Annotated in this window: 20 protein-coding genes; 18 read left to right on the top strand and 2 right to left on the bottom strand. The window is 39.1% G+C overall.

Annotation, left to right across the window (positions count from 1 at the left end):
• The first annotated feature begins 89 nt into the window (after positions 1–89).
• From F3G88_RS07810 to mrdA, 13 genes are all read left to right on the top strand, one after another.
• Positions 90–965, top strand: coding sequence for an NAD(+) kinase (locus F3G88_RS07810; RefSeq protein ID WP_149715816.1), 876 nt, complete (start codon positions 90–92; stop codon positions 963–965).
• Entirely contained in the window at positions 958–2,478 is a 1,521-nt protein-coding gene (locus tag F3G88_RS07805) for an AAA family ATPase (RefSeq protein ID WP_188117467.1), read from the top strand. The genes F3G88_RS07810 and F3G88_RS07805 overlap by 8 nt, the downstream gene beginning before the upstream one ends.
• Positions 2,479–2,566: 88 nt before the next feature.
• Entirely contained in the window at positions 2,567–3,823 is a 1,257-nt protein-coding gene (locus F3G88_RS07800; RefSeq protein ID WP_149715815.1) for a GGDEF domain-containing response regulator, read from the top strand.
• On the top strand, positions 3,820–4,605 hold the full coding sequence (locus F3G88_RS07795; protein WP_149715814.1) for a TatD family hydrolase: 786 nt from the start codon (positions 3,820–3,822) through the stop codon (positions 4,603–4,605). Before F3G88_RS07800 ends, F3G88_RS07795 begins: the two co-directional genes overlap by 4 nt.
• A gap of 65 nt (positions 4,606–4,670) precedes the next feature.
• Complete coding sequence (locus F3G88_RS07790; RefSeq protein WP_012140081.1) at positions 4,671–5,882, top strand: lytic transglycosylase domain-containing protein; 1,212 nt, start codon at positions 4,671–4,673, stop codon at positions 5,880–5,882.
• Entirely contained in the window at positions 5,869–6,729 is an 861-nt protein-coding gene (locus tag F3G88_RS07785) for a septal ring lytic transglycosylase RlpA family protein (RefSeq protein WP_009294185.1), read from the top strand. The genes F3G88_RS07790 and F3G88_RS07785 overlap by 14 nt, the downstream gene beginning before the upstream one ends.
• A 57-nt stretch (positions 6,730–6,786) precedes the next feature.
• The gene (gene hisB, locus F3G88_RS07780; protein ID WP_411160874.1) at positions 6,787–7,320 is read left to right on the top strand and encodes an imidazoleglycerol-phosphate dehydratase HisB; all 534 of its coding nucleotides are present in this window, start codon (positions 6,787–6,789) and stop codon (positions 7,318–7,320) included.
• Complete coding sequence (locus F3G88_RS07775) at positions 7,317–7,805, top strand: KdsC family phosphatase (protein WP_149715812.1); 489 nt, start codon at positions 7,317–7,319, stop codon at positions 7,803–7,805. Before hisB ends, F3G88_RS07775 begins: the two co-directional genes overlap by 4 nt.
• Complete coding sequence (gene lptC, locus F3G88_RS07770; RefSeq protein WP_021086384.1) at positions 7,796–8,323, top strand: LPS export ABC transporter periplasmic protein LptC; 528 nt, start codon at positions 7,796–7,798, stop codon at positions 8,321–8,323. Before F3G88_RS07775 ends, lptC begins: the two co-directional genes overlap by 10 nt.
• Complete coding sequence (gene lptA, locus F3G88_RS07765) at positions 8,296–8,772, top strand: lipopolysaccharide transport periplasmic protein LptA (RefSeq protein WP_004317502.1); 477 nt, start codon at positions 8,296–8,298, stop codon at positions 8,770–8,772. Before lptC ends, lptA begins: the two co-directional genes overlap by 28 nt.
• The gene (yihA, locus tag F3G88_RS07760; protein WP_021089754.1) at positions 8,769–9,380 is read left to right on the top strand and encodes a ribosome biogenesis GTP-binding protein YihA/YsxC; all 612 of its coding nucleotides are present in this window, start codon (positions 8,769–8,771) and stop codon (positions 9,378–9,380) included. The genes lptA and yihA overlap by 4 nt, the downstream gene beginning before the upstream one ends.
• Before the next feature lies 1 nt (position 9,381).
• Positions 9,382–9,873 carry a hypothetical protein gene (locus tag F3G88_RS07755; protein WP_103621256.1) on the top strand — a complete coding sequence of 164 codons (492 nt, stop codon included), beginning with the start codon at positions 9,382–9,384 and terminating at the stop codon, positions 9,871–9,873.
• Positions 9,870–11,690: a penicillin-binding protein 2 gene (gene mrdA, locus F3G88_RS07750; protein ID WP_148803411.1), complete on the top strand. Its 1,821-nt coding sequence runs from the start codon at positions 9,870–9,872 to the stop codon at positions 11,688–11,690. Before F3G88_RS07755 ends, mrdA begins: the two co-directional genes overlap by 4 nt.
• Before the next feature lie 949 nt (positions 11,691–12,639).
• Here the strand turns inward: mrdA and lon are convergent.
• The gene (lon, locus tag F3G88_RS07745) at positions 12,640–15,057 is read right to left on the bottom strand and encodes an endopeptidase La (RefSeq protein WP_103573543.1); all 2,418 of its coding nucleotides are present in this window, start codon (positions 15,055–15,057) and stop codon (positions 12,640–12,642) included.
• Positions 15,058–15,065: 8 nt separating this feature from the next.
• Positions 15,066–15,713, bottom strand: a complete 648-nt coding sequence (locus F3G88_RS07740) for an outer membrane protein assembly factor BamD (RefSeq protein WP_009294177.1) — start codon at positions 15,711–15,713, stop codon at positions 15,066–15,068.
• A 112-nt stretch (positions 15,714–15,825) separates the two neighbouring features.
• On the opposite strand from F3G88_RS07740, the gene fliW reads away from it, so the two are divergent.
• The 5 genes from fliW to F3G88_RS07715 are packed head-to-tail and all read left to right on the top strand — an operon-like array spanning position 15,826 to position 22,553.
• Positions 15,826–16,209, top strand: a complete 384-nt coding sequence (fliW, locus tag F3G88_RS07735) for a flagellar assembly protein FliW (protein WP_012140104.1) — start codon at positions 15,826–15,828, stop codon at positions 16,207–16,209.
• Between the two features lie 53 nt (positions 16,210–16,262).
• Positions 16,263–20,507, top strand: coding sequence for a hypothetical protein (locus tag F3G88_RS07730; RefSeq protein WP_149715811.1), 4,245 nt, complete (start codon positions 16,263–16,265; stop codon positions 20,505–20,507).
• Positions 20,501–21,145: a type II secretion system protein gene (locus tag F3G88_RS07725; protein ID WP_149715810.1), complete on the top strand. Its 645-nt coding sequence runs from the start codon at positions 20,501–20,503 to the stop codon at positions 21,143–21,145. The genes F3G88_RS07730 and F3G88_RS07725 overlap by 7 nt, the downstream gene beginning before the upstream one ends.
• Positions 21,142–22,119, top strand: coding sequence for a prepilin-type N-terminal cleavage/methylation domain-containing protein (locus F3G88_RS07720; protein ID WP_149715809.1), 978 nt, complete (start codon positions 21,142–21,144; stop codon positions 22,117–22,119). Before F3G88_RS07725 ends, F3G88_RS07720 begins: the two co-directional genes overlap by 4 nt.
• A complete protein-coding gene (locus tag F3G88_RS07715; protein WP_103573547.1) occupies positions 22,119–22,553 on the top strand; it encodes a hypothetical protein in 435 nt (144 codons plus the stop codon). The genes F3G88_RS07720 and F3G88_RS07715 overlap by 1 nt, the downstream gene beginning before the upstream one ends.
• The last annotated feature ends 46 nt before the right edge of the window (positions 22,554–22,599 follow it).

Genomic DNA, 22,599 nt, shown 5'->3' with positions numbered 1-22,599 from the left:
ATGCTCCTTTGCAATGTTTTTTAGGCAATTATAGTCGCTTTTTTCTTTTGAAAAGCTTTGTTAAAATAAAATATGTTACAATCATTTCTATGAAAAATGAACAAAAATTTAATACCACGAACGCCAAAAAAGTGGGACTTATCGCGAAAGATTATCCATTATTTAAGCAGGATTTAGCAAAGCTAGAAAAAATTTTAAAAAAGTATAACGCAGAAATTTTGCTTGAAAAAAGCTGTGCAAAACAGGTGGAAAAAAGTGGCTTTGAGCTGATAAAACTAGCCAAAGAGTGCGAATTTCTTATCACGCTTGGCGGTGATGGCACGATCATCTCAACTTGTAGAAAGCTAGCTCACATCTCGCCACTAGTCCTAGGCATACACGCTGGCAGGCTCGGCTTTTTGACAGATATCACGATAAATGAGAGCGAGAAGTTTTTTAAAGACTTTTTTGATGATAAATTTGAGGTAGAAACGCCTTTTATGCTTGATGTGGCGCTTCATAAAAATGATGGCAAAACTGAGAAAAAGATAGCATTTAACGACGCAGTCATCGTTAGTAAAAATGGCGGTTCGATGACGCATATCGAGGCACTTTTAAATGAAAAGTATTTTAACTCATATTTTGGGGACGGCGTCATAGTCGCAACTCCAGCTGGTACCACGGCATATAATATGAGCGCAAATGGCCCTATCATATATCCGCTAAGCGAGGTCTTTGCGCTAACTCCCATCTGCTCACACTCGCTCACGCAGCGTCCAGTCGTGCTTACTAAAAATCACACGGTCAAATTTAGAACAAATAGCGACGCCATTTTAGTCATAGACGGTCAAGACCGCTTTGATATGAGTAAAATTTCAGCCGTCAGCATGAGTCTAAGTGACAAAAAAGCGAGGCTGATACGCCATATCGGTAGGGATTATTTTCAAATTTTAAAAGAGAAACTTCACTGGGGTTATAATGATTGATCGAATTTTGATTAAGGATTATCTAAATTTTAAAAATGTTGAGCTAAATTTCAAAGAGGGTCTTAGCGTATTTACGGGCGTCAGTGGTGCTGGTAAGTCGGTACTGATGAGCGCGATAATGGCTGTTTTTGGGCTAAAAGACAGCGAGGCAAGGCTAATTGAGGCTGACGTGGAGCATAAATTTGAGCTTGATGAGTTTGGCATAGAAAACGAAGAGGTCAATATTTTCAAGCTTTTAAAAGATAAGAGCACGAGATATTTTATAAACCAACAAGCCATCTCAAAGAAAAATTTAGCCCAAGTGGCGCGCGAGCACATCAAATATCTCTCGGCAAAAGAGGCAAATGAATTTGAAAATGAGAAATTTCTAAATTTGCTTGACAGGCTTGAAATTTCAAAAAATGAGAAATTTAAAGAGATAAAGCAGGAATTTGAAGAGGCATTTTTGGAATTTTCTAAAATTTCAAAAGAGCTAGCCACTATAAAAGAGGAAGAGAAAAAGGTCGAGGAGCTAAAGGAGCTTGCCAGCTTTGAGATCGAGAAGATAAGAAGTGTCGGGCCTAAAAAAGGCGAGTTTGAAGAGCTTATGGAGACTAAAAAAAGGCTTAGTAAAAAAGATAAGATAAATGAGGCGTGGGCTAGAGCTGAGCGGATATTTGAGCTAGAGCACAGCGTAAATGAGGCGCTAAGCATCAGCGACCTTGACAACGGCTTTTTTGAAGATGCGATGAACGAGCTAAGGGTCGCAAGAGATAGCCTAAATATGGAGGAGCTTGATGATATCGACGTGGAGAGCGTGCTTGATAGGATAGAAGCTCTTAATGCCATCATCAGGCGCTATGGCAGTGAGGAGGAGGCGCTAGAAGCGCTTTCTAAAAAAGAAAAAGAGCTTGCTAGATATGAAAATTTAAGCTTTGAAAAGAGCGAGCTAGAGAAGAAATTTGAAATTTTAAGCAAAAAGGCAAATGAGCTAGCTGGCACTTTAAGCAAGGCAAGGAGCGTAAATTTAAAAGAGCTTGAGGCGATGATAAATTTATACCTAAAAGAGCTTTATATGCCAGATATTACGCTAAGGATCGAGGCTAAAAAGCTTGATATCTTGGGAGTTGATGAAATTTGTCTAAATTTAAATGAGACCTCGCTTAAAAATTTAAGCTCAGGCGAGCTAAATCGCTTAAGACTGGCTTTTATAGCTGCCTCTAGTGAGATCACAAAAACTGGCGGTGATGTCATCATTTTAGACGAAATAGATGCAAATTTAAGCGGAAAAGAGGCGATGAGTATCGCAAATGTCTTGCTCAAGCTTGCAAATTTCTATCAAATTTTTGCCATTTCGCACCAGCCGCAGCTTAGCTCAAAGGCAAATTCGCACTTTTTAGTAGAGCGTCACGGCGAGAGCTCAGTCGTAAGAGAGCTTGACAAAGAGGAGCGTGTAAATGAGCTTGCGCGTATGATAAGTGGCGAGCATATCAGCGAAGAGGCGATAAATTTCGCAAAAGGACTTTTAAAATAGCTTGAAATTTAAGTTTTAAATTTAAGCTTTGTGATTAGGTTTATTTGTTAAAATCCGAGCTAGTTTAATAAAAAATCGCAGGAATAATATGGAAAGAATTCTAGTAGTTGATGATAATAAGGCACTTGCGAAGCTAATCGTCATGCAGATGGAAAAGAGCATTGAGGATATGGCGATCGACGTTGCGTATGATTTTGCCGAAGCCAAGATGCTAATTAGCGAGCACGGCAAAGATTATTTTATGACTATCTTGGATCTAAATTTACCTGACGCACCAAATGGCGAGATCGTTGATTATGTCCTTGCTCAAGGGCTCTGTGCTATCGTTTTAACTGGTAGCATCGATGATAAAACGAAAGAATTTTTTATAAACAAAGACATAGTTGATTACGTCTATAAGGGCAACATGGATGATATCAACTACATCTTTCAAATGATAAATAGACTAAGCAAAAATAGACAATACAAAGTCCTTGTCGTTGAGGACTCACTGCCTTTTAGAAATATGATAAAAAAAATCTTAACTAGTCTTCAGTTTAAGGTCCTAGCAGCAGCTCACGGCGAAGAGGCGATGAGCTATTTTGCTGATAATCCTGATATAAATTTAATCATAACTGACTATAGAATGCCTGTCAAAGATGGTTTAGAAGTCTTAAAAGAGGTGAGAAAAGAGAAAGATAAAAACCACCTTGGCGTGATCGTGATGACCTCGCCTAGCGAAAAAACAGATGCTGCGATATTTTTAAAAAATGGAGCTAGTGACTTTATAGCAAAGCCATTTTCTAAAGAAGAGCTTATTTGTCGTATAAATAACACCATTGAGGCGATGGAGAATATAAATAAGATAGCAAATTTTGCTAACCGCGACTTTTTAACTGGCGCTTACAATAGAAGATTTTTTTACCAAGATATAGAAGAGTATGTCCAAGCAGCTGAAGAGCTTGATGAGCCTTATGCATTTGCTATGCTTGATATAGATCACTTTAAAAAGATAAATGACACATACGGACATGATGGTGGCGACAAGATACTAAAATCACTCGCAAAGATACTAACTGACAACACAAAAGGAAGAGACGTGGTCGCTAGGTTTGGTGGCGAGGAGTTTTGTGTCGTTCTTAAAAAGATAGCAAAAGAGGAGGCGATTAAATTTTTTGTAAATTTAAGAGCAAAAGTGGCTGAAAATGGGGTAGTGATAAAAGATAAAATCGTAAGAGTCACTGTTTCTATCGGCATATCTTTTGGAAAAGGTCACTGCGAGATAGATGATATGCTCGAAGCTTGCGATTCAGCGCTTTATGTCGCTAAAGAAAATGGTAGAAATAGGGTAGAAATAGCTTTATGATCATAGATACGCATTGCCATTTGGATAGTAAAGTTTATGATTTTGACCTAGAGCAAATTTTATCTGAAGCTAGAAATTTAGGGCTAAAAGGCTTTATTATCCCTGGAGCTGATATTAATGATTTACCAAAAGCGGCTAAAATAGCGCACGAAAAAAATGACATTTTCTTTGCCGTTGGGGTTCATCCATATGATAAAGAGAATTTTGATATTGAAACTTTAAGAGAATTTGCCAAAGATAAAAAGTGCGTGGCTATCGGTGAATGTGGGCTTGACTACTACCGCTTGCCAAAATATGAAGAAGAAAAGATAAGAGAAAAGCAAGATCAAAAACGTGTTTTTCTAGCTCAACTTGATTTGGCAGTTGAGTTAAAAAAACCCGTTATCCTCCACATCAGAGAGGCTAATGAGGACTCTTTTAACATCTTAAAAGAGTATGCGCCAAAGCTTGAAGCTGGAGCGGTTTTGCATTGTTATAATGCTTCGCCACTTCTTTTGGAGCTTTGTAAATTTGGGAATTTTTACTTTGGCATAGGTGGCGTTTTGACATTTAAAAACGCTAAGAATTTAGTTGAAATTCTGCCAAAAATTCCTTTTGATAGGGTATTGATAGAGACTGACGCCCCTTATCTCACGCCAGAACCGAATCGTGGCAAGAGAAATGAGCCGGCGTTTACGACATTTGTTGCTAAAAAGATAGCTGAAATTTTAAACCTTGAATTTGAAGTAGTTTGTAAAACGACTTCAAATAATGCCAAAAGGTTATTTAAGTGCTTTGCCTAAATTTTGGGCATTGTGCTTGCTTAAGATGCTAGCATCATTAAGCTTTGACACGAAAAAGGATAGAAATGAAAGCAATGCTTAAGATATTTTTATTATTTGCATGTAGCACATTGCTACTAGCAAACGCCCCTGAGAAGAGCTCTTACGACACTCAGGTTAAAATTTTAAAAGAGCTAGACATCGATGCTAGCTTTATGAAAACTTCTCACTATGCAAAGATGAGACAAGGCATACAAAACTCACAGGTAAGAACATTTACAGATGCCTTGAAAAACGGCTATATGTATATACCAATGATAAAAGAGCAGATCAAAAAATCAGGCGTGCCTGAGTCGTTTTTCTATCTAGCGATGATAGAGTCAGGCTTTTCAAATCACACTGTCTCAAACGCTAAAGCTACTGGTATGTGGCAGTTTATGGAGCAAACAGCAAAAATTCATGGCCTAAAAGTAGGGCAATACACTGACGAGAGAAAAGATCCGGTCGAATCAACTGTCGCAGCTACAAACTATCTAAGATCACTTAAAAATCAATTTGGCAAGTGGTACTTGGCAGCAATGGCATATAACTGCGGTGATGGTGCGTTAAAAAAAGCTATACAAAAAGCTGGTACAGACGATCTTGTAACACTTCTTGATGCTGAGAAAAAATACCTCCCAGCTGAGACTAGAAATTTCATCATTAAAATTTTAAGAGCGGCATATATAGCAAAAGATGCGGACTTTTTGATATCTAAAGAGTCATCTTTACTAAACATAAATGGCGGATTAAGGCTTACGAAAGTAAAAGTGCCAGGCGGTACAAATTTAGCTCAGATAGGCGATAGCATCGGTCTTAGCACAAAAAAGATGAAAAGCAACAACCCGCATTTAAAATTTGTATTTACTCCTCCAACTTTAAAAGATTATTACGTTTATATCCCTGAAAATAAAAAACAGCTTTTCTCAGATAATTTCAAACCATTTAATGGCAAAAATAACTTCTACGCATACACTGTAAAAAAAGGCGAGACCTTGCTTTCTATCTCTAAAAAAACAGGCGTTAGCCACAGAGCGATCAAAGACTACAACGAGCTTAGCACGAACGCAGTAAGCTATAATCAAAAACTAATAATCCCTTTTTCTACTCAAAACAAATCTCACAACTACGTAGTTCAAACAGGCGATACAATCGCATCTTTATCAAAGAAATTTAATGTAAGTGAAAAAGATATAAAAGATGCAAATTCTTTGGCTAGTTCAAATTTAAATGTCGGAGCAAATATTGTCATACCGTAAGAGCCTAAATTTCTACTTAGGACTAAGTTTTACACTTCTAATCACTGGTTGTTCTTGGAGCGGGGCTCCATTTACTCCAAGTGGCCCAACTAATGTAAGAGGCAACAACTCCGCCTCAGTTCAAAAAGCAACAATGAGACCATACACGATAAATGGCAAAACATACTATCCGACCGTCGTAAGTGTCGGCGATAAAGCCAGCGGAACGGCAAGCTGGTATGGTCCAAATTTTCACGGCAAAACGACCTCAAATGGCGAAGTTTATAATATGTACAATATGACTGCGGCGCATAAGACTTTGCCGATGAATACAATACTTAAAGTAACAAATTTAAGAAATCAAAAAAGTGTTATCGTGCGTGTAAATGACAGAGGACCTTTTGTAGCTGACAGGGTGCTTGACCTTTCAAAAGCAGCCGCGATGAAGCTTGATGTCATCGGCACTGGTACAGCTCCAGTTAGTATGGAGGTTATCGGCTTTAATGAAGACATTAACGCTGTTACAACTGCTAGCGCGCAACCAACAAAACCAACAAGCACTGGCATAAAAGTGCCAAATCCAGTCTCTCCAACAGCTCCGGTTGGCGGCATCGTGATCTCATCAGAGCAACGCGTTGTGGGCGGAGATTTTATGGTACAAATTGGCTCATTTAAAAACCTTGAAGGCGCAAATAGATACCAAAGAGAACACAAAAGCATAGATGGCTATAGATCAGTCGTTAAGACATTTACGATAGATGGCTCAACTATTTATAGGGTATTTTTAAATGGCTTTAGAAGCGAGGACGAGGCTAGGGATTACGCAAGAAGCGGTAAATTCCAAGGCGCATTTATAGTGAGAGGTTAGGGCGTGAGAGAGGAAATTTTAGAACTAATTAGAAACACAAAAGAGACGCAAATCTCGATGAAACTTAAAATTTATGGCTCTGGAGTTGCAAAGATTAACACAGGCATAGGCTTTTTTGACCATATGCTTGAAGCTTTTACCAAGCACTCCTTGCTTGATCTTGAAATTTCATGTAAGGGCGACACGCATGTGGATTTTCACCACAGTGTCGAGGATATTGGCATAGTTTTGGGACAGCTTTTAAAAGAGGCTTTATATCCATTAAGCGGTGTTGAGAGATTTGGCGAGGCGAGCGTTGTTATGGATGAGGCGGCTGTTTTTTGTGCGCTAGATCTTAGCAACAGAGCCTACCTTGTATATGAAAATTTTAATGAAAATGCCAAGGTTGGTGAGTTTGATACTGAGCTTGTAGAGGAGTTTTTTAGAGCAGTTGCTATAAATTCAGCTATCACTCTTCATCTAAATCAAATTCGTGGCAAAAATACTCATCACATCATTGAAGCAACGTTTAAATCATTTGCCGTAGCACTCCGCAGAGCGCTTGCTAAAAACGCAAGGATCGGCACTCCAAGCACTAAGGGCGTTTTATGATAGAAATTATATTTTTAGACGTTGATGGGTGCCTCACTGATGGCAAGATCATCTACAATGCAAGCGGCGAAGAGCTTAAATTTTTCGACGTAAAAGATGGCTACGCGATAGAGAGCTGGCTAAAGCTTGGCAAGAAAGTAGCTATCATCACTGGCAGAAAGTCGGCTATCGTTGAGCGAAGGGCTGAGGATCTAAAGATAAACCACGTCTATCAAGGCGTTGGCAATAAATTTGAAGTAGCAAGCGAGATACTAAAATTTGAAGGGCTTAGCTTTAAAAACGCAGCGGCTATCGGCGATGACTATAATGACTATAAAATTTTAGACGCAGTTGCATGGAGCTTTAAGCCAAAAGATGCCATTAAAGAGCTTGATGTAAAGACAAAGCTAAAGCACAAAGGCGGCAATGGCGCTGTTAGAGAGATGATCGAGATGATCATAAAATCAGAAAATTTATATGACGAGTGGTCTAAGCGTTGGTTGTAAAAATTTTCTACTTCGTCGTGGCCATTTTTAGTGCTGTGATGATATTTTTAGCGGCTCAAGACCCATACCTAGCAAACGTGCTAAAGGTTGATACCAAGATATCAAATATGCAGGTAAATGACGTGGTTGATTATGAGATAAACTCGACCAAGATAAGCGGAGTTTATGAGAGTGATGAGTTAAACAGATATAGTGACAGGGATGAATTTTTAGACTTTAAAGCGAGAATTTTAAGGGGAAATTTAAGACATTTTCTAAGCTCAGACAAGGCTATCTCGCAAAACGATGAGATAATCTTTCAAAAAAATGCGAACTATGAAAACAATGATAGTTTGAAATTTAAAAGCGATGAAGTTATATATAACACAAAGACAAAAATAGTAAGATCAGAAGCAAATTTCACCATCACTAGAAACGGCGACAAAGCACTAGGTGATAGTGGCAGCTACGATCTTGGTAAAAAACAAACGCAGATAAAAGGGTTAAGGGCATGGGTAGAAGAAAAGCAGCGATTTTAGCGATGATTTTGGGCTTTACATTTTTAAATGCAGAGCAGGTTGAGATCACTTCAAACGATTTTTTCGCAGATGAAAACAAGCAGATCAGCGAATTTGTAGGCAATGTAAATATTAAAAAAGGCTCATACGATGAACTAAAGGCAAACAAAGTCGTTGTGCATTTTGATAAAAAGCGCCAGCCAGTAAAATATGTAGCCACAGGCAACGCCAGAGCTAAAATTTTCATGAAAGATAAGCACTATGATGGCAAGGGCGATACGCTCACATACGAGCCAGCAAAGCAGACATACACAGTAACTGGCAACGGCTACTTGCACGAGGTAGAGACTGATAAAAATGTCTACGGCGATAAGATCGTGGTTAATCAAAAAGATGGCACATATAGCGTAAATAGTGACGAGAAAAAGCCGGTTAAATTTATCTTTCAGATCGAGGATAAAACCAAGTGATAAGAGCCTTGAGCGCTAAATTTATCACTTCAAGCCCAAGCATAAAAGAGGCTCCAAGCTTTGTGACAAGCGAGGTGGTCTTTTTGGGTAGGTCAAATGTAGGTAAAAGCAGCCTCATAAACGCACTTGTAAATCAGAAAAATTTAGCCAAAAGTTCATCAACTCCTGGCAAAACACAGCTTATAAATTTCTTTGAGGCTGAGTTTTGTGAGGAAAAAGAAGAGGGCGAAAAAGAGAAATTTAAACTCATCTTAGTCGATCTACCAGGCTTTGGCTACGCAAAAGTAGCAAAGTCAAAACATGACGAGTGGCGCAAAAATTTAGATGAGTTTTTGAAATTTAGAAGCGACATCAGACTTTTTATACATCTAATCGACGCTAGGCATTTTGACTTAGACATCGACGTAAACGTGGATTCTTACCTAAAAAGCTTTTTAAGAGCTGATCAAAAAATCTTAAATTTATACACAAAAAGCGACAAGCTAAATCAAAGCCAAAAGAGTGCAATAATGAAATTTGACCCAAGTGGCATTTTGGTCTCGACACTCAGCAAAAGTGGCATAGACAAGGCGCGGGAAGCTATCATAAACCACGCTCTTGGTAGGTAAAATGCAAACCATAAGCAGCTTAGATATTAAAATTTTTAAAGGCTTTTGGTGGGCCATTTTTTTGCTCTCTTACGAGATCGCAACTACGCAGTTTGGCTTCTTGCCACCACTTATTGGCATCTTTTTTACATATATGATTTTGGAATATTCAAGAAAGCAAAAGCAGTATGATGAGTTTAAGCCATCATGGTATTTTTCGCTCGTTTTCTTGGTCTTTGCTGAGCAAATTCATGGCTTTTATCTCTTTTCAACGATCATTGCATTTTTGCTATTTTACAACTTCGTGCTAGACTGGCTCTACACGACTATGAAGTGGCGAAACTGCCTGCTTGTAATCTTTGTCGCCTCTGGTTATGTGCTCACTTTTCTTGTAAATAACCTTTTTGCCTACGTCTTAAACGAGCCAAATTTGACTTTTAGCGCAGAGTATCTATTTTTTATAGCGCTTGAAAGTGTGCTTGCTATCGTGCTTTTTCGAGACAAAGTGCTATGAGGATGCGTATCGTTTTTGGCGTGATCGCTCTTTTTTGGATCATGCTTTTGGGGCGGATTTACCACCTAAGTGTCAATTCAAACACTTACTACAACGAGATCGCCGAGCAAAATGCGATAAAAACTATCTACATCCCGCCAGTTAGAGGCATCATCTTTGATGCACACGACAAGCCTATGGCGGTCAATCGCCTTGGCTTTTCTATCTATGTAAAGCCACACCTTAGCGCAAATAAAAAGGTAAAAATTTTAGACGATGAGCTAGCCTACATCGGCTCACTTTTTGGTGATCTAAACGTCACCAAGCTTAAAAATGAATATATCAAAAACGATTCAGCCTATAACCAAGACTTCATAAACGTGGTCGAATTTGTTGATTATGATAAATTTTTGCCATTTTTTGCGCCCCTTTCTCTGCGTGAAAATTTAGAGATAAGACCCGCATCAAAACGCCACTATCCATACAATGACCTAGCTTCTCACATCATCGGCTATGTCGGCAGGGCAAATCAAAAAGATATGGAAAACGACCCCTTGACAAAGCTTACAAACTATATCGGTAGAAGCGGCGTAGAGCGCTTTTATAACCCGATCTTGCAAGGAATTCAAGGCTTTAAAAAGATCAAGGTAAATGCGCTAAATGAAGAGATCGAGCAGGTGAGCTATCAAGCGCCACAAAGTCAAAACATAAAGCTCGCCGTTGATCTTGAGCTTCAGCAGTTCGTTGCTGACGTCTTTGGTAAGGACGCAGGAAGCGTCATAGTTATGAGCTTAAAAGATGGCGCCATCATCGCAGCAGGAAGCTTTCCTGAGTATGATCTAAATCCTTTTGTGCTTGGAATTTCTCAGGCTGAGTGGGAAGAGCTTGTAAAAAACGTCGATCACCCATTTACAAATAAGCTGATAAACGGCCTTTACCCGCCAGGATCTGTCGTAAAAATGGGTATGGCTCTTGCCTTTTTGGACAATGGCATGAGCAAATATGATAGCTTTTTTTGTAGTGGATCGTATGAGCTTGGAGGGCGTAAATTTCGCTGCTGGAACTCGCATGGTCACGGCACGGTCAATATGAACACGGCCATTAGAGAGAGCTGCGATGACTATTTTTACAAGGGTAGCCAAAAGATAGGCATAGACGCCATTGTGCCGATACTTGAGCGCATGGGCTTTGGTAGGAAAACGGAGGTTGATTTGCCAAATGAATTTGTGGGGACTTTGCCAAGTAGGGAGTGGAAGATGAGGAAGTATGGCAAGGCGTGGTTTCAAGGCGAGACGCTCATCACCTCTATAGGACAGGGAAATTTTCTAGTCACACCTATGCAGGTGGCTAAATACACAGCAGGCCTTGCAACTGGGCTAAATGTGACGCCGCATTTTTTAAAGAGCATCGATGGCAAGGATGTTGATTTTACGCCAACAGATGATGCTTTTACGCCGTTTGAGAAGTCGCAGCTACCTGCCATTAGGCATGCGATGTATGAGGTGGCAAATCACCCAAGAGGTACGGCAAATAGGCACTTTGTGGGAAGTCTTGTAAAGGTTGCGGCAAAGACTGGAACAGCTCAGGTCGTTGGCATCTCGCAAACTGAAAAGAAACGTATGAAAGAGGAGGACATGGCGTATCTACAAAGATCTCACGCATGGATGACGACCTATGCGCCTTATGAGGATCCACAATACGTCATCACAATGGTTGTCGAACACGGCGGTCACGGTGGTAGCGCTGCTGGACCAAAAATCTCTCAAATTTATAACAAGCTAGTTGAAATGGGATATATAAAGCTAGATAAAGTCCAGACTGAGAAAGATAAAAAATAGACATTTTAGCAAGTAGAGGTGAGCTCTAAAATTTTTAAGAATATATGTAAAATTTTAGAGCCAAATAAACTTTAAATTTATGAGTAAGTTTCTGTGTATATTCTTTTTTAGATTTTGCTTTGCGAGCCACAAACAGAATGTAGTTCAATTTTTTTATACTTTTTTAACAAAAAATATAAAGCTTAAAAATTTTAAACTCTTACTCACTCGCCTTAGCAACTTACTAAATTTATGGCACATAGTCATTCACCACTAAAATCAGAGCCTACTCGTTCATGAAATTTTAAAATTTCTTAAAACAATACGCGCATGCCGTGCAAAATACTAGTGCAGCACCTCTAATGTTCGAAGACTTTTATTTAAACTTCGTATTATAACTGTAATCAGACGAGGGATTTAAGAAAGATGGATAAGTGACAGGCTTCGTGTCTGATACGTTGTTGCGAGCATACGAAGCAAAATTTAAGTTCCATTGTCTCCCTTTGAATAAAATAAATTTACAAATTCAATAAAACCTTCTTGTAAATTTTAAAATTCCATTCGCTCGTAAGAATTGGCTACTAAAATTACTCGTTCATGAAATTTTAAAATTTGACATATACTCGTCTAACACAAAAACGCATGCAGGGCAAAGCACTGAAGCATGCACTTCTAACGTGCGAGGGGGATTGGAGGATTTAAAAAGGGGGATAAGGGGACGGCTTTACTTCGCAAGCTTGTAACTGCAAGCAGAACGTAATTCAAGTCCCCTTTTCTCCCTTTTGGGTAAAAGTATCACAAATGGAATTTTATATTTTTTCAAATTTTAAAATTTGCTAGAAATTTTCGCAACATATTGTTTAAATTATTAACTGCTTATATGCGTTATATGGCTTTTGTTTATATTTTAGGATAGTCAAAATTTATAAATTTCTCTAGCCCTAAAGTGAGATTAGGGCTAGAGTATGGATTATTTTTTGGCTACAAGAGCGTTTTTTAGTACATCATCGATCGTATCAACTGCGATGATCTTCATATCGGCTTTTACTTCAGCTGGGATATCGACAAGGTCGCGGTCATAGTTTTTGCGAGGTATCAGAGCTATTTTGATGCCAGCTTTGTGAGCGGCGATGAGCTTCTCTTTTAGTCCTCCGATCGGTAGCACTCTACCCGTTAGCGTGATCTCGCCAGTCATTGCGATGTCGTGTTTGACCTTTGTGTCAGTCAGTATCGATGCGATCGCAGTTGCCATCGTAATACCAGCGCTTGGGCCGTCTTTTGGCACCGCACCCTCTGGCACGTGCAAGTGAAGATCGTAGCGTCTATAAACGTCACTGGCTTCGAGCTTATGCTTGTCATCGTCAAATTTTGGCACGATAGCCATCGGCACTTTTAGCTTTTTGTTATCGATCAGCACTTTTACAACGCTAAATGCGATCTGAGCGCTCTCCTTCATCACGTCGCCTAGTTGGCCGGTGATTTGCATATTGCCTTTGCCTTGGATCCTGATAGCCTCGATCCTTAGCACGTCGCCTCCGACACTGGTCCACGCAAGGCCATTTACCAAGCCGATCTGATCTTTTTTATCGGCTGGCTCGATCTCATAGACCTTTTTCTCTAAAAACTCTTTTAAATTTTTAGCCGTGACGCTGATCTTGCCCTCATTCTTTTTGGTGAGGATATTTTTGGCGACTTTTCTTAGTATGTCAGCGATCCTGCGGCGTAAATTTCGCACGCCACTCTCTCTTGTATAATCGCTAATTATTAGCTCAAGTGCCTCTTTGCTGATGCTCACATCACTTGGTTTTAGGCCGTGTTTTTTAAGCTCTTGAGGTAAGAGATATTTTTTAGCGATCTCAAATTTCTCTTGTGGGGTGTATGAGCTAAGCTCGATAAACTCCATCCTGTCGCGAAGTGCAGCTGGTATCATACTCACGTCATTTGCTGTGGCGATGAAGATGATCTTGCTAAGATCGATGTTGAAATTTAGGTAGTAGTCTCTAAATTTGTTATTTTGCTCTGGGTCTAAAATTTCAAGTAAAACAGCGGTCGGATCGCCTCTGTAGCTTCTGCCAACCTTGTCGATCTCATCTAAGACAACCACTGGATTCATCTGCTTGGCTTCTATGAGCCCTTGCACGATGCGGCCTGGCATAGCGCCTATATAGGTGCGGCGGTGGCCTCTTAGTTCGTTCACGTCCTCAAGTCCGCCAAGTGCGATCCTAACTAGCTCACGCTTTAGCGCCTTTGCGATCGAATTTGCAAGGCTGGTTTTACCCACACCTGGAGGGCCTGCAAAGCATAAAATAGCGCCATTATTTACCTTCTCACCAACTCCTCTAAGCTCTAAAAGCTCACGCAATGCAAAATACTCCTCTATGCGCTCTTTTGGCTTCTCTAAGCTGTAGTGGTCAGCATTTAGGTGCTTGCTCACCTCGGTGATAGATGACTTTTTCTTAGCTACATTTTCAAATGGAATTTCCAAAACCCAGTCAAGGTAACTTTGCAAGGTGTTTGCATCAGCCGAGTCTGGGTGCATGCGAGAGAGCTTGTCTATTTGTTTTTTGATCTCTTTGTAGGCGTCCTCAGCCATAAATTTCTTCTTCGCATCAAGCTTTTTGCGGTACTCTTCAAGCTCCTCTTCACGGCTAGTGTCCGCTCCAAGCTCAGCTTGAATTTGCTTTAGCTGCTCTTTTAAAAAGTACTCTTTGTTTGTCTTGTCGATCTTTGAATGAACCTTATTTTTGATCTCTTTTTGAAGTTTGTTTGCCTCGATCTCTTCAATGACGTAGTCGATGAGCTTTAGTAGGCGCTGCTCTAAATTTTCTTCGACAAAAAAGCTATAAGCGATCTGTTTTTTTAGGCGAAGCGCGCTTGAGACTAGGTCGCAAACTCTGATCGCCTCAGCACTCTCTTCGATCGTTTTTAAAAGATCGGGCGGGAAAAAGTGGCTAAACTGCGAAAGCTCTCTTACTTTTTCTCTTAAAACTACGATGAGAGCGTCAGTTTTGACCTGTGATGGGCGCTTGACGTGGAGCATATCGACGATGCCACGGAGTGGATTTATGCCTGATTGTTTTAAAATTTTACCTTTGTCGATGCCCTGAAATAGCACTTTTACGCGTCCGTCAGGTAGCGGCACACGGCGCATTATCGTGCCGATAACGCCTGCGTCATAGATGCCGTCAAAGTCTCTAGCACCGTCTTGCTGGGGCTTTGTAGGCACGACAAGGATCGGCGTCTCTCCTTGTATGGCAAGCTCAAGCGCTTTTAAATTTTCTTCGTCGCTTAAAAAAAGCGGCGTTATCATAAATGGATATAAAAATAGCTCGTCCTCAACTATGATAGGTATCTCAGTAGGGAAGCCTTTGTTTTCGTTTATTTGCAAAATTTCTCCTATTCAAACAGTTTTCTATACCATGCCACGTCAGGTTTGATAAGGTCTGAGTTTTTAAACGGCGACTCTTCTAGCTTTTGCTCGTAAATTTTAGCCGAAACGTCACGGCCAGTTCTCTTGTAAAGATCTGCTATTTGCATATCTAAGAAGTAAAGTGCGAGCTTAAATTTGATAAGCATAGTCTCGATAAGCGGCTTATACTCGGTATTTGGATACATATAAAGAAATTTCTCGATCTCAGTTACGCTATCCTCCATTAGCTTTTGGTTGCGGTTTGGCTGGGTAAATGAGTCAAAATTTGCTTTTATCTTTAGATACTGGGCAAATTCTGTTTTTGGGCCGTTATCGCCGTATCTTTTGATGTATTCATCAAGATAGTGATTTGCCATGAGATACTCTTCGTCATTTGCGTGAGCTTGGGCAAGGATGAGTAAAATTTGCTCCAAAAGTGGGCTTGCAACGTGCTCGCTAGCCATTGAAACGTAGTGTTTATCAGCTGACTCCAGATCGCCATCTTTTATGTCAGCGATGACTTGAGCGTACCACTCGTCTGGAGTTAGATTGTAAAGTTCAGTGTATTTTTCAGCACAACCACTAAAAAGCCCTAAAAGAGCTACGACTGCTAGAAATTTAGAAAATCTTTTCATGCTTTTCCTTAAAAATTTTAAATTCGCTTATTTTACATTTTTTGGCATTATTTTTGTATAAATTTTTTAAAACTATGCTAAAATAAGGCAATTTTACAAAACAGGAGTTAGTATGATTTTTAGTGTTAAAAGCCCTATTTTAGGCTTCGAGCATATCAAGACGATGGAACTTATTGAGCTCGATAAATTTTTTGTTAAGCTAGCAAGCAAAGATGACGAAACATCTTTTACAATGATAAATCCTTTTGCGTTAAGAAGTTATGAATTTGACATCCCAAGCTACTATGAAGAGCTTATGGACATTAAAGAGAGTTCGCAACTTAGAATTTACAACATCATCGTAGTTGCCCTCCCTCTTGAGAAATCAACCGTGAATTTCGTGGCTCCTATTGTTTGCAATATGGACAATATGACTTTATCTCAAGTAGTGCTTGACGTTACAAAGTATCCACAATACGGACAAGCTGAAATGATAGAAAATTTCATACAAAAATAACAAACAAGGACGTTTAGAGCTCTTAGCTCTAATTACATTAAGGAGATTGTAATTTGAAAATTCTTTTTTTTATTCTTTTATCTTTTATCTATGTTTTTAGTGATGCTGATCCTGAGGAGCTTGAGTTACCAAGCACTGTTAGAGCATGTACTACTGCTGAACAGGCAGCTTGCGGTGCAGGCATTGTTTGCAGGATCGACTATGACAACATTAGACACTGTGTAGGCGCTAGTCAGGATACTGGAGCTGTTTATCCAGAAACTCCAAATGTAGTAAATGGTAGAGTATTAATCTTAAGTGGATATAGGGACGTGAGCTATTATAAAAATTTAAACGATAGCAACCAAATGAAAAAAAGAGATAAATTTATAAGGGTTATCGGCGACATGGATGTTATCGGTGCTAGCGTCATCGTGCCAAGAGTAAATGGCTTTAAGTTTGAACCATCGCTAAGTGGTACAACAGATGATCCTAGTGCAAATACTTCTCAAGTAATAGAAAAAAGATATGTTAATGAAGAGCCTGGTCTTGGCACTAGCAAATTTCCAAATTCATCTCGCGCTACTTTTAAATTTGAAGATAAAAGTGAATATGAGCGAAAAAATATAGATAAGACAAAGATCAAATACGCCAGGCTTTACTGGGGTGGAGCTGTTTATGATGAGTGGCAAAAAGATAAAGGACTGCTAAATGTTATGTATGAAAATATCTTTGGCTATACTAGTGTTAAATTTAAAACCCCTGATGGCTTAGTGCATCTTGTAAAGGCTAATGAGGAAGATGTAAAATGGGATAGCTCTTTTACTCCTTATAATCCAAATGCCGTAACACGCGATACATATTATAAATACTGCAAAGATCCAAACAACCCTGATGATACTGGTGGTTGCGATGCTAAATATACTATACCACTTCATCCTGACAAAGATGGCAATGCTGCAAAATCAACTGTTGGCATAAGAAGTGGTATGTACTTTACCTATCAGGCGAGCGCTGATGTGACTGATCTAGTTAAGGCTAGTCTTGGCAAGAGTGATGCTGGTAGGACATTTGCAGTTGGCGGTATAGCATCAACTATCAAAAAAACTACTCCAAGAAGCTATAAAGTAACGATAGATGCACAAGAGCAAGACGCAAAGGTGGCTCATGGTACAGCTTTGTACGCTGATGGTGACTGGAGTATTAGCTACGTTGTCTCACAGTATGGCGGCTGGAGTTTGGTTATAGTTTATGACTTTGGTGAAGAGGATGAAGGCAGGATTAAGCCAAAAGCTGTAAATATCTATAGCGGCATGTCAAATATCTCACCTTTTGTTAAAAGAACGAGGACGACATCAACTCAAACTATACAAAATACAAAACTAAATTTAATATTTGATGACTTTTATACTCCGACTGCAGGCACTGTAAATTCAAGTCTTGCTTTTATGGGCTTTGGTGGACGTAAGGAGATAACAGGCGAAGATGTGATGATAAAGAAGAACGATGGAACTTTTCAAAGCCTCACTTCAGGGGCTAATCCATCTGATCCAAATTCAGTAGGTAACCCAAGCCATAATCAATTTAACTCTTCTATAACAAGGTTTGGCTATCTGGCTAATGTTGATAAAAAATTTAATAGCCAAATGGATCTAGATCTCTTTGATATATCAAATTTTATGTCAAATAAACAAAGCAGAGTTGATATGCAGTTTGAAGCAACTGCTTCAAATGTATCTGGAAATACTCAAGGCGATAGGTTAAATATCGGTATGGTTGCTTTCTCTACTACACTATACGATCCTGAGGTTTGTTATACAGAGCAACTTCAGATATGGGATAGTGTTGCAAAAAAATGGGTGGATGTTGCTGTTAAAGGAGATAATGACACAAATAAAGCAAGAAAAGTAAAAACTGGAACTGAACTTAAAACGCTTGTAACCATACAAAATAAAGGTCACGAAGATGCAAATAATGCTTTTTTAAAGATAAATTTTGATCCTAAATTTATAAGTTATAAACCTAGCTCAAGTTGCCTTCAGATAAATACATCTGGACCAAGCGATTCTCAATATAATAATTGTCAAGTATTACAAGATAGTGGGGATCGTGTTCAAATCATAGGTAATACATTAAAATACGTAATAGGCAAAAATGCAAGTACCGGAGTTGGTGGAACGCTTGTGCATGATTCAGGAAACTTTGCAAGATTAAAATTTGTTGGGATACTAAATTCAGAATATAAAAAGACAAAATATGAGGCTGAATTTGAAAATGCTTCTATAGGGTTAAAATATAATGGCAGGATTAAAGAGTGTGTACCAACGAATTACGACTTAAAGATCGTTAATGAAGAGGAAAATGACTTTTATCCAAGAAGTCAAGCAAATGATCCAAGTGGGAATTTTAAAAACAAGCTTTATACAAAGATAGCAAATAAGCCTTTTGATATCACTATCTCAAACTACAAAAAGACTGATGGTACTCTAAAGGCGCCTGACTCAAATACTGATGTGACATTAAAGCTAGTGACTGATTGTAGTTCTGATAAATCAGTCATACCAGCTGAGACTTTGCACTTTACTACTTCAACTCACACTATCACAAGAAGAGTGACCGTGCCAAGACCATATCCTGACTTACATGTAAAGCTTAGCTATCAAAATAAAATCACAAATTTAACCGATGAAAAATGTGCTGCTTTTGATAGTTTTGCAGTAAGGCCAGCAACATTTGGTCTTTATGATGCGATTACAAATTCGGCCTATACGGACAAAACTTTAATAGGTGGCAAAAGCTACAGTGAGATCACTCTTGGAGCTTATGACGCAAATGGAGGCTTGGCAAACGGCTATACAAACACTCTAAAAGCTGATAGTACAACTGATAAAGTACTACTTGCTTCAGTAAAAAAAGGCACAAGTGATTGCGTCTTACCAACGGCTATAAGTGATGGAAGTAGCGATCAGCTTCAAGTAAGCTTTAATGATCCTGATAAAGCCATAGGGATTATAAGTAAGCTTGGATCTATAGGTGATGATGATAATGGATTTTCTTTTTCTGATATAGGTGAAGCCTACTTTGACGTAAGAGATGCTAGCTATACAAAAGTAGATCAAAAAACAACACAGCAAGATAGTGACTGTGCGCTTGGCAAGAGCTATAATGAAGAGGATGGGGATGGTAAATTTGGTTGTGATATAAATTTTAATCAGCATAAATTTAATTTTGCACCAAAAGACCTTGAAGTAAGTGACTTTAAGATATTAGGAGGTGGTATTAGTTATATTGCTAATGAAAAAGAAGCTCCATCTCCAACCTTAAATTTTAAAGTAAGAGCAAGGCTTTTTAACGACAATCCAGCACTTTTGTATCAAAATGGTTGCTATGCAAACAATACAACATTTAAAATAAAAGCTGGAGAGATCATAGCCGAATATACTGATAATAGTGGCTCAAAGCTAAGTAGTGATGCTGCTGGGGTAGATAGGCTAAATAGTGAAATAATATTTTTTGATGATAGCAATCCTGCCGCACTTGTAAAAAAGGTAAATTTATCTCCACATGATGGAGCTTATAGTGTTAAGAAAGAAGCATTTGGAAGTGACGGCTATGCTGATGTAAGTCTAAAATTTAACTTCAAACGTGAAAAAAATGTGGCAAAAAATCCTTTTGAGGTGACAAGTGATGTATTCACTTTTGAAAGCTTGGCTGAGGATCAAAGTAGTAGAAATAAAACAAAGGGAGATAACTACAAAAAGCCAACCACAAAAACGTCGGCGAAATTTTACTACGCTAGGACATACGCGCCTTACTATGAGGGACCAAACACTGGCTTTAAGGCAAAAATTTACTACGGAGTGTATTGCAATGGTTGCGACGAGAGTAAATTTATGTTGCAAAAACCAGGATCAAGCGCTCGCTGGGAGGAGTTTGCAGGTACGCACTCATGGTATGTAAATCCTCTTCACGATGCTAGTTATGGCAATGTCGATAGTTACAGCTTTTCAAATCACACTACGCGAGATACAGCCAAAGAGACAGCACTTAGTGACGGCGTCAGCTACATTTATGTAAAAAATAACCGAGCAGTTACGGATATAGCCAAGATGCATACGAAAAACTGGCTCATATATAATGAATTTGATAAAGATGCGGCGACAAATGATTTCACAGTGAGATTTCTCGTGCCAAATGGCGACTGGGCTGGCAAGACCCTAAAAAGTGGCTCTGGCAAAGGTGACGTAGGAAATGTCATAGGCGGCGAAAACAACTTTAACGATCTAAGCGATAAGACAAATAGGAGAATTTCTTGGTAAAAAGAGGCTTTTCTCTTATAGAGCTTATCCTCTCGATAGTCGTTGTGGCGATCATCAGCACGTCGATACCGCTTGTACTAAAGACCACATCTGAGCTAAATCAAAAGGCGGTTACGCAAGAGAGCTTGATGAATGCTAAGACCTACATGGGGCTTATCTTAAAAGCTCCCTTTAGTGACAAGGTCATCAAGGTCTCAACAAACATCGGCGGCAGTAGCGCTGAGACGGCTTACTTTTTTCCTATCATCTTAAAGCCAGGTGATCAAAGAAACGAATTTTATAAGATAAATAAAATAACAGGCGACGGGCATAGAGTTTTTGCCTATGAAAACACATCAGATCTAGCGCGCGATACGGCAGTGAGGTCTGTGGATTATTACAAAACAAAAAATAAAAATTTAAATACAGCAAATCAAAGCAGAGACTATATAGTTGGCTCAGACTACGAGGTAAGTGTTAGCGAGGATAAGGGCTGGTTTAAGCCAAATTTAGCGCTAGATAACAGCGATGTAAAAGAGATAATAGTAACTGCTACTTCATATAAAAACAACACAAAACAAGAGACAACGTCAGTGCTAAGAGCTTATGCTTTTAACCTAGGTGAGGGCGGCTCGCTAAATACGAAAGCGTGGAAATGAAAAGAGCCTTTACGCTTCTTGAGCTTGTAGTCGTCATCGTCGTACTTGGTATCATCGCTATGATGAGCTTTAATGCGATAATGAACATCTACTCAAACTACTTTCAAACAAAGACAGTAAATGAGCTCGAAACGCAAACAGAAATCGCACTGGAGCAAATTTCAAAGAGGCTAGAGCACCGCATAAAGCCAAGCGTGATTGCTAGAAAAACTGATGGAGCTTTTTTGGCGCTAAACGATAATAGAGTAAATTTAGATGCTAAGTATGAAATTTTAGAATTTATCCCCTATGCGTATGAAATTTTTAATGACGTTATATCTCTTGATGCTAATGACCATGTCATAGAGCAGGGCGGAAAAGCAGGCAGATATAGTGGCTATGCGGATCTTGCTAAGAGCTCACCAGCAACTGGTCTGATAAGTCCTGGAAGTAATTTTACAACTGGAGTTGTAGAGACCATAAAAGATCTAACTTGCAAAGATGACATAAGAAATGCCACTTGTGTGGATTTTACAAAAAAGGATGGTGGCGTTGTAGCGATATTTTCTGATGTTTATTACAATGTGCAAAGCTCTTTTGGCTATAGCAATGGAACTGTGCCTGTCAGTCTAGACATAGCAAAAGTTGGTGTAAATGGCGGTCAAAGTGGTTTAAACGGCAATACGCTAGAAATTTCAGGTTTTGGTGGCAAGCAAATTTCAGAGCAGTATCATCTAGCCTACACTGCAAATGCCATAGTACCAGAGCAAAGTACTGATCTAAAAGATACAGAAAATGGCGTTTTTGATCTTAATTTATACTATAACTATTGTCCATGGATGGGGCAGGGCTATAAAAACGGCGAAAAGGCAACCCTTGCCAAAAACGTTACGAGGTTTGTCTTTACTGAAAAAAATGGCGTCATCGTGCTAAAACTTTGCATGAGAGCAAAAAACTCAGAGATAACCATCTGTAAGTCAAAGGCAGTTTATTAATGAGGCGAGGATTTACACTCATTGCGGCGATATTTTTTGTAGTGATCGCAAGCTCTATTTGTATGCTGGCTCTTTCGATCGCTACAACGTCAGTGAAGCAAAATAGTGAAATTTATCTAAGAGAGCAAAGTGAGCTAGTAGCCCGCGCTGCGACTGAGTACGCCATGCTAGCTATCATAAGTAATGACTTTTATAAAACTGGAGCAGTTTGCCTTGGCGACGAGCACAATCCGATAAGTGGTGAATTTGGCGACCTTTTTACATTTAAAGTATTTGTAAAATATTTTGGCGATATGGGCATTTGCTCTGGTGACGCAGTGGCTGCTACCGGAGTAAATCAAGGCACGATAATGCTCGATGTTTTTGTCAGCTCAAAACCGGGAAAAGCCTCAAATCCTATAAATTTTCACAAACGAACTCTTCAAAAACTTTAAAATTTTATAAAGATTTTACTTTAATTTGCTTTTAGTTTCGTCGTGT

Source organism: Campylobacter concisus, assembly GCF_902460675.1.
Lineage (GTDB): Bacteria > Campylobacterota > Campylobacteria > Campylobacterales > Campylobacteraceae > Campylobacter_A > Campylobacter_A concisus_AJ.
This window is presented reverse-complemented; position numbering and strand designations above follow the sequence as displayed.

Excerpts from the sequence above, each read along its gene's own strand:
- F3G88_RS07810 (WP_149715816.1), top strand. The coding sequence starts at position 90 with ATGAAAAATGAACAAAAATTTAATACCACGAACGCCAAAAAAGTGGGA.
- F3G88_RS07805 (WP_188117467.1), top strand. The coding sequence starts at position 958 with ATGATTGATCGAATTTTGATTAAGGATTATCTAAATTTTAAAAATGTT.
- F3G88_RS07800 (WP_149715815.1), top strand. The coding sequence starts at position 2,567 with ATGGAAAGAATTCTAGTAGTTGATGATAATAAGGCACTTGCGAAGCTA.
- F3G88_RS07795 (WP_149715814.1), top strand. The coding sequence starts at position 3,820 with ATGATCATAGATACGCATTGCCATTTGGATAGTAAAGTTTATGATTTT.
- F3G88_RS07790 (WP_012140081.1), top strand. The coding sequence starts at position 4,671 with ATGAAAGCAATGCTTAAGATATTTTTATTATTTGCATGTAGCACATTG.
- hisB (WP_411160874.1), top strand. The coding sequence starts at position 6,787 with ATGAAACTTAAAATTTATGGCTCTGGAGTTGCAAAGATTAACACAGGC.
- F3G88_RS07775 (WP_149715812.1), top strand. The coding sequence starts at position 7,317 with ATGATAGAAATTATATTTTTAGACGTTGATGGGTGCCTCACTGATGGC.
- lptA (WP_004317502.1), top strand. The coding sequence starts at position 8,296 with ATGGGTAGAAGAAAAGCAGCGATTTTAGCGATGATTTTGGGCTTTACA.
- F3G88_RS07755 (WP_103621256.1), top strand. The coding sequence starts at position 9,382 with ATGCAAACCATAAGCAGCTTAGATATTAAAATTTTTAAAGGCTTTTGG.
- mrdA (WP_148803411.1), top strand. The coding sequence starts at position 9,870 with ATGAGGATGCGTATCGTTTTTGGCGTGATCGCTCTTTTTTGGATCATG.
- F3G88_RS07740 (WP_009294177.1), bottom strand. The coding sequence starts at position 15,713 with ATGAAAAGATTTTCTAAATTTCTAGCAGTCGTAGCTCTTTTAGGGCTT.
- fliW (WP_012140104.1), top strand. The coding sequence starts at position 15,826 with ATGATTTTTAGTGTTAAAAGCCCTATTTTAGGCTTCGAGCATATCAAG.
- F3G88_RS07720 (WP_149715809.1), top strand. The coding sequence starts at position 21,142 with ATGAAAAGAGCCTTTACGCTTCTTGAGCTTGTAGTCGTCATCGTCGTA.
- F3G88_RS07715 (WP_103573547.1), top strand. The coding sequence starts at position 22,119 with ATGAGGCGAGGATTTACACTCATTGCGGCGATATTTTTTGTAGTGATC.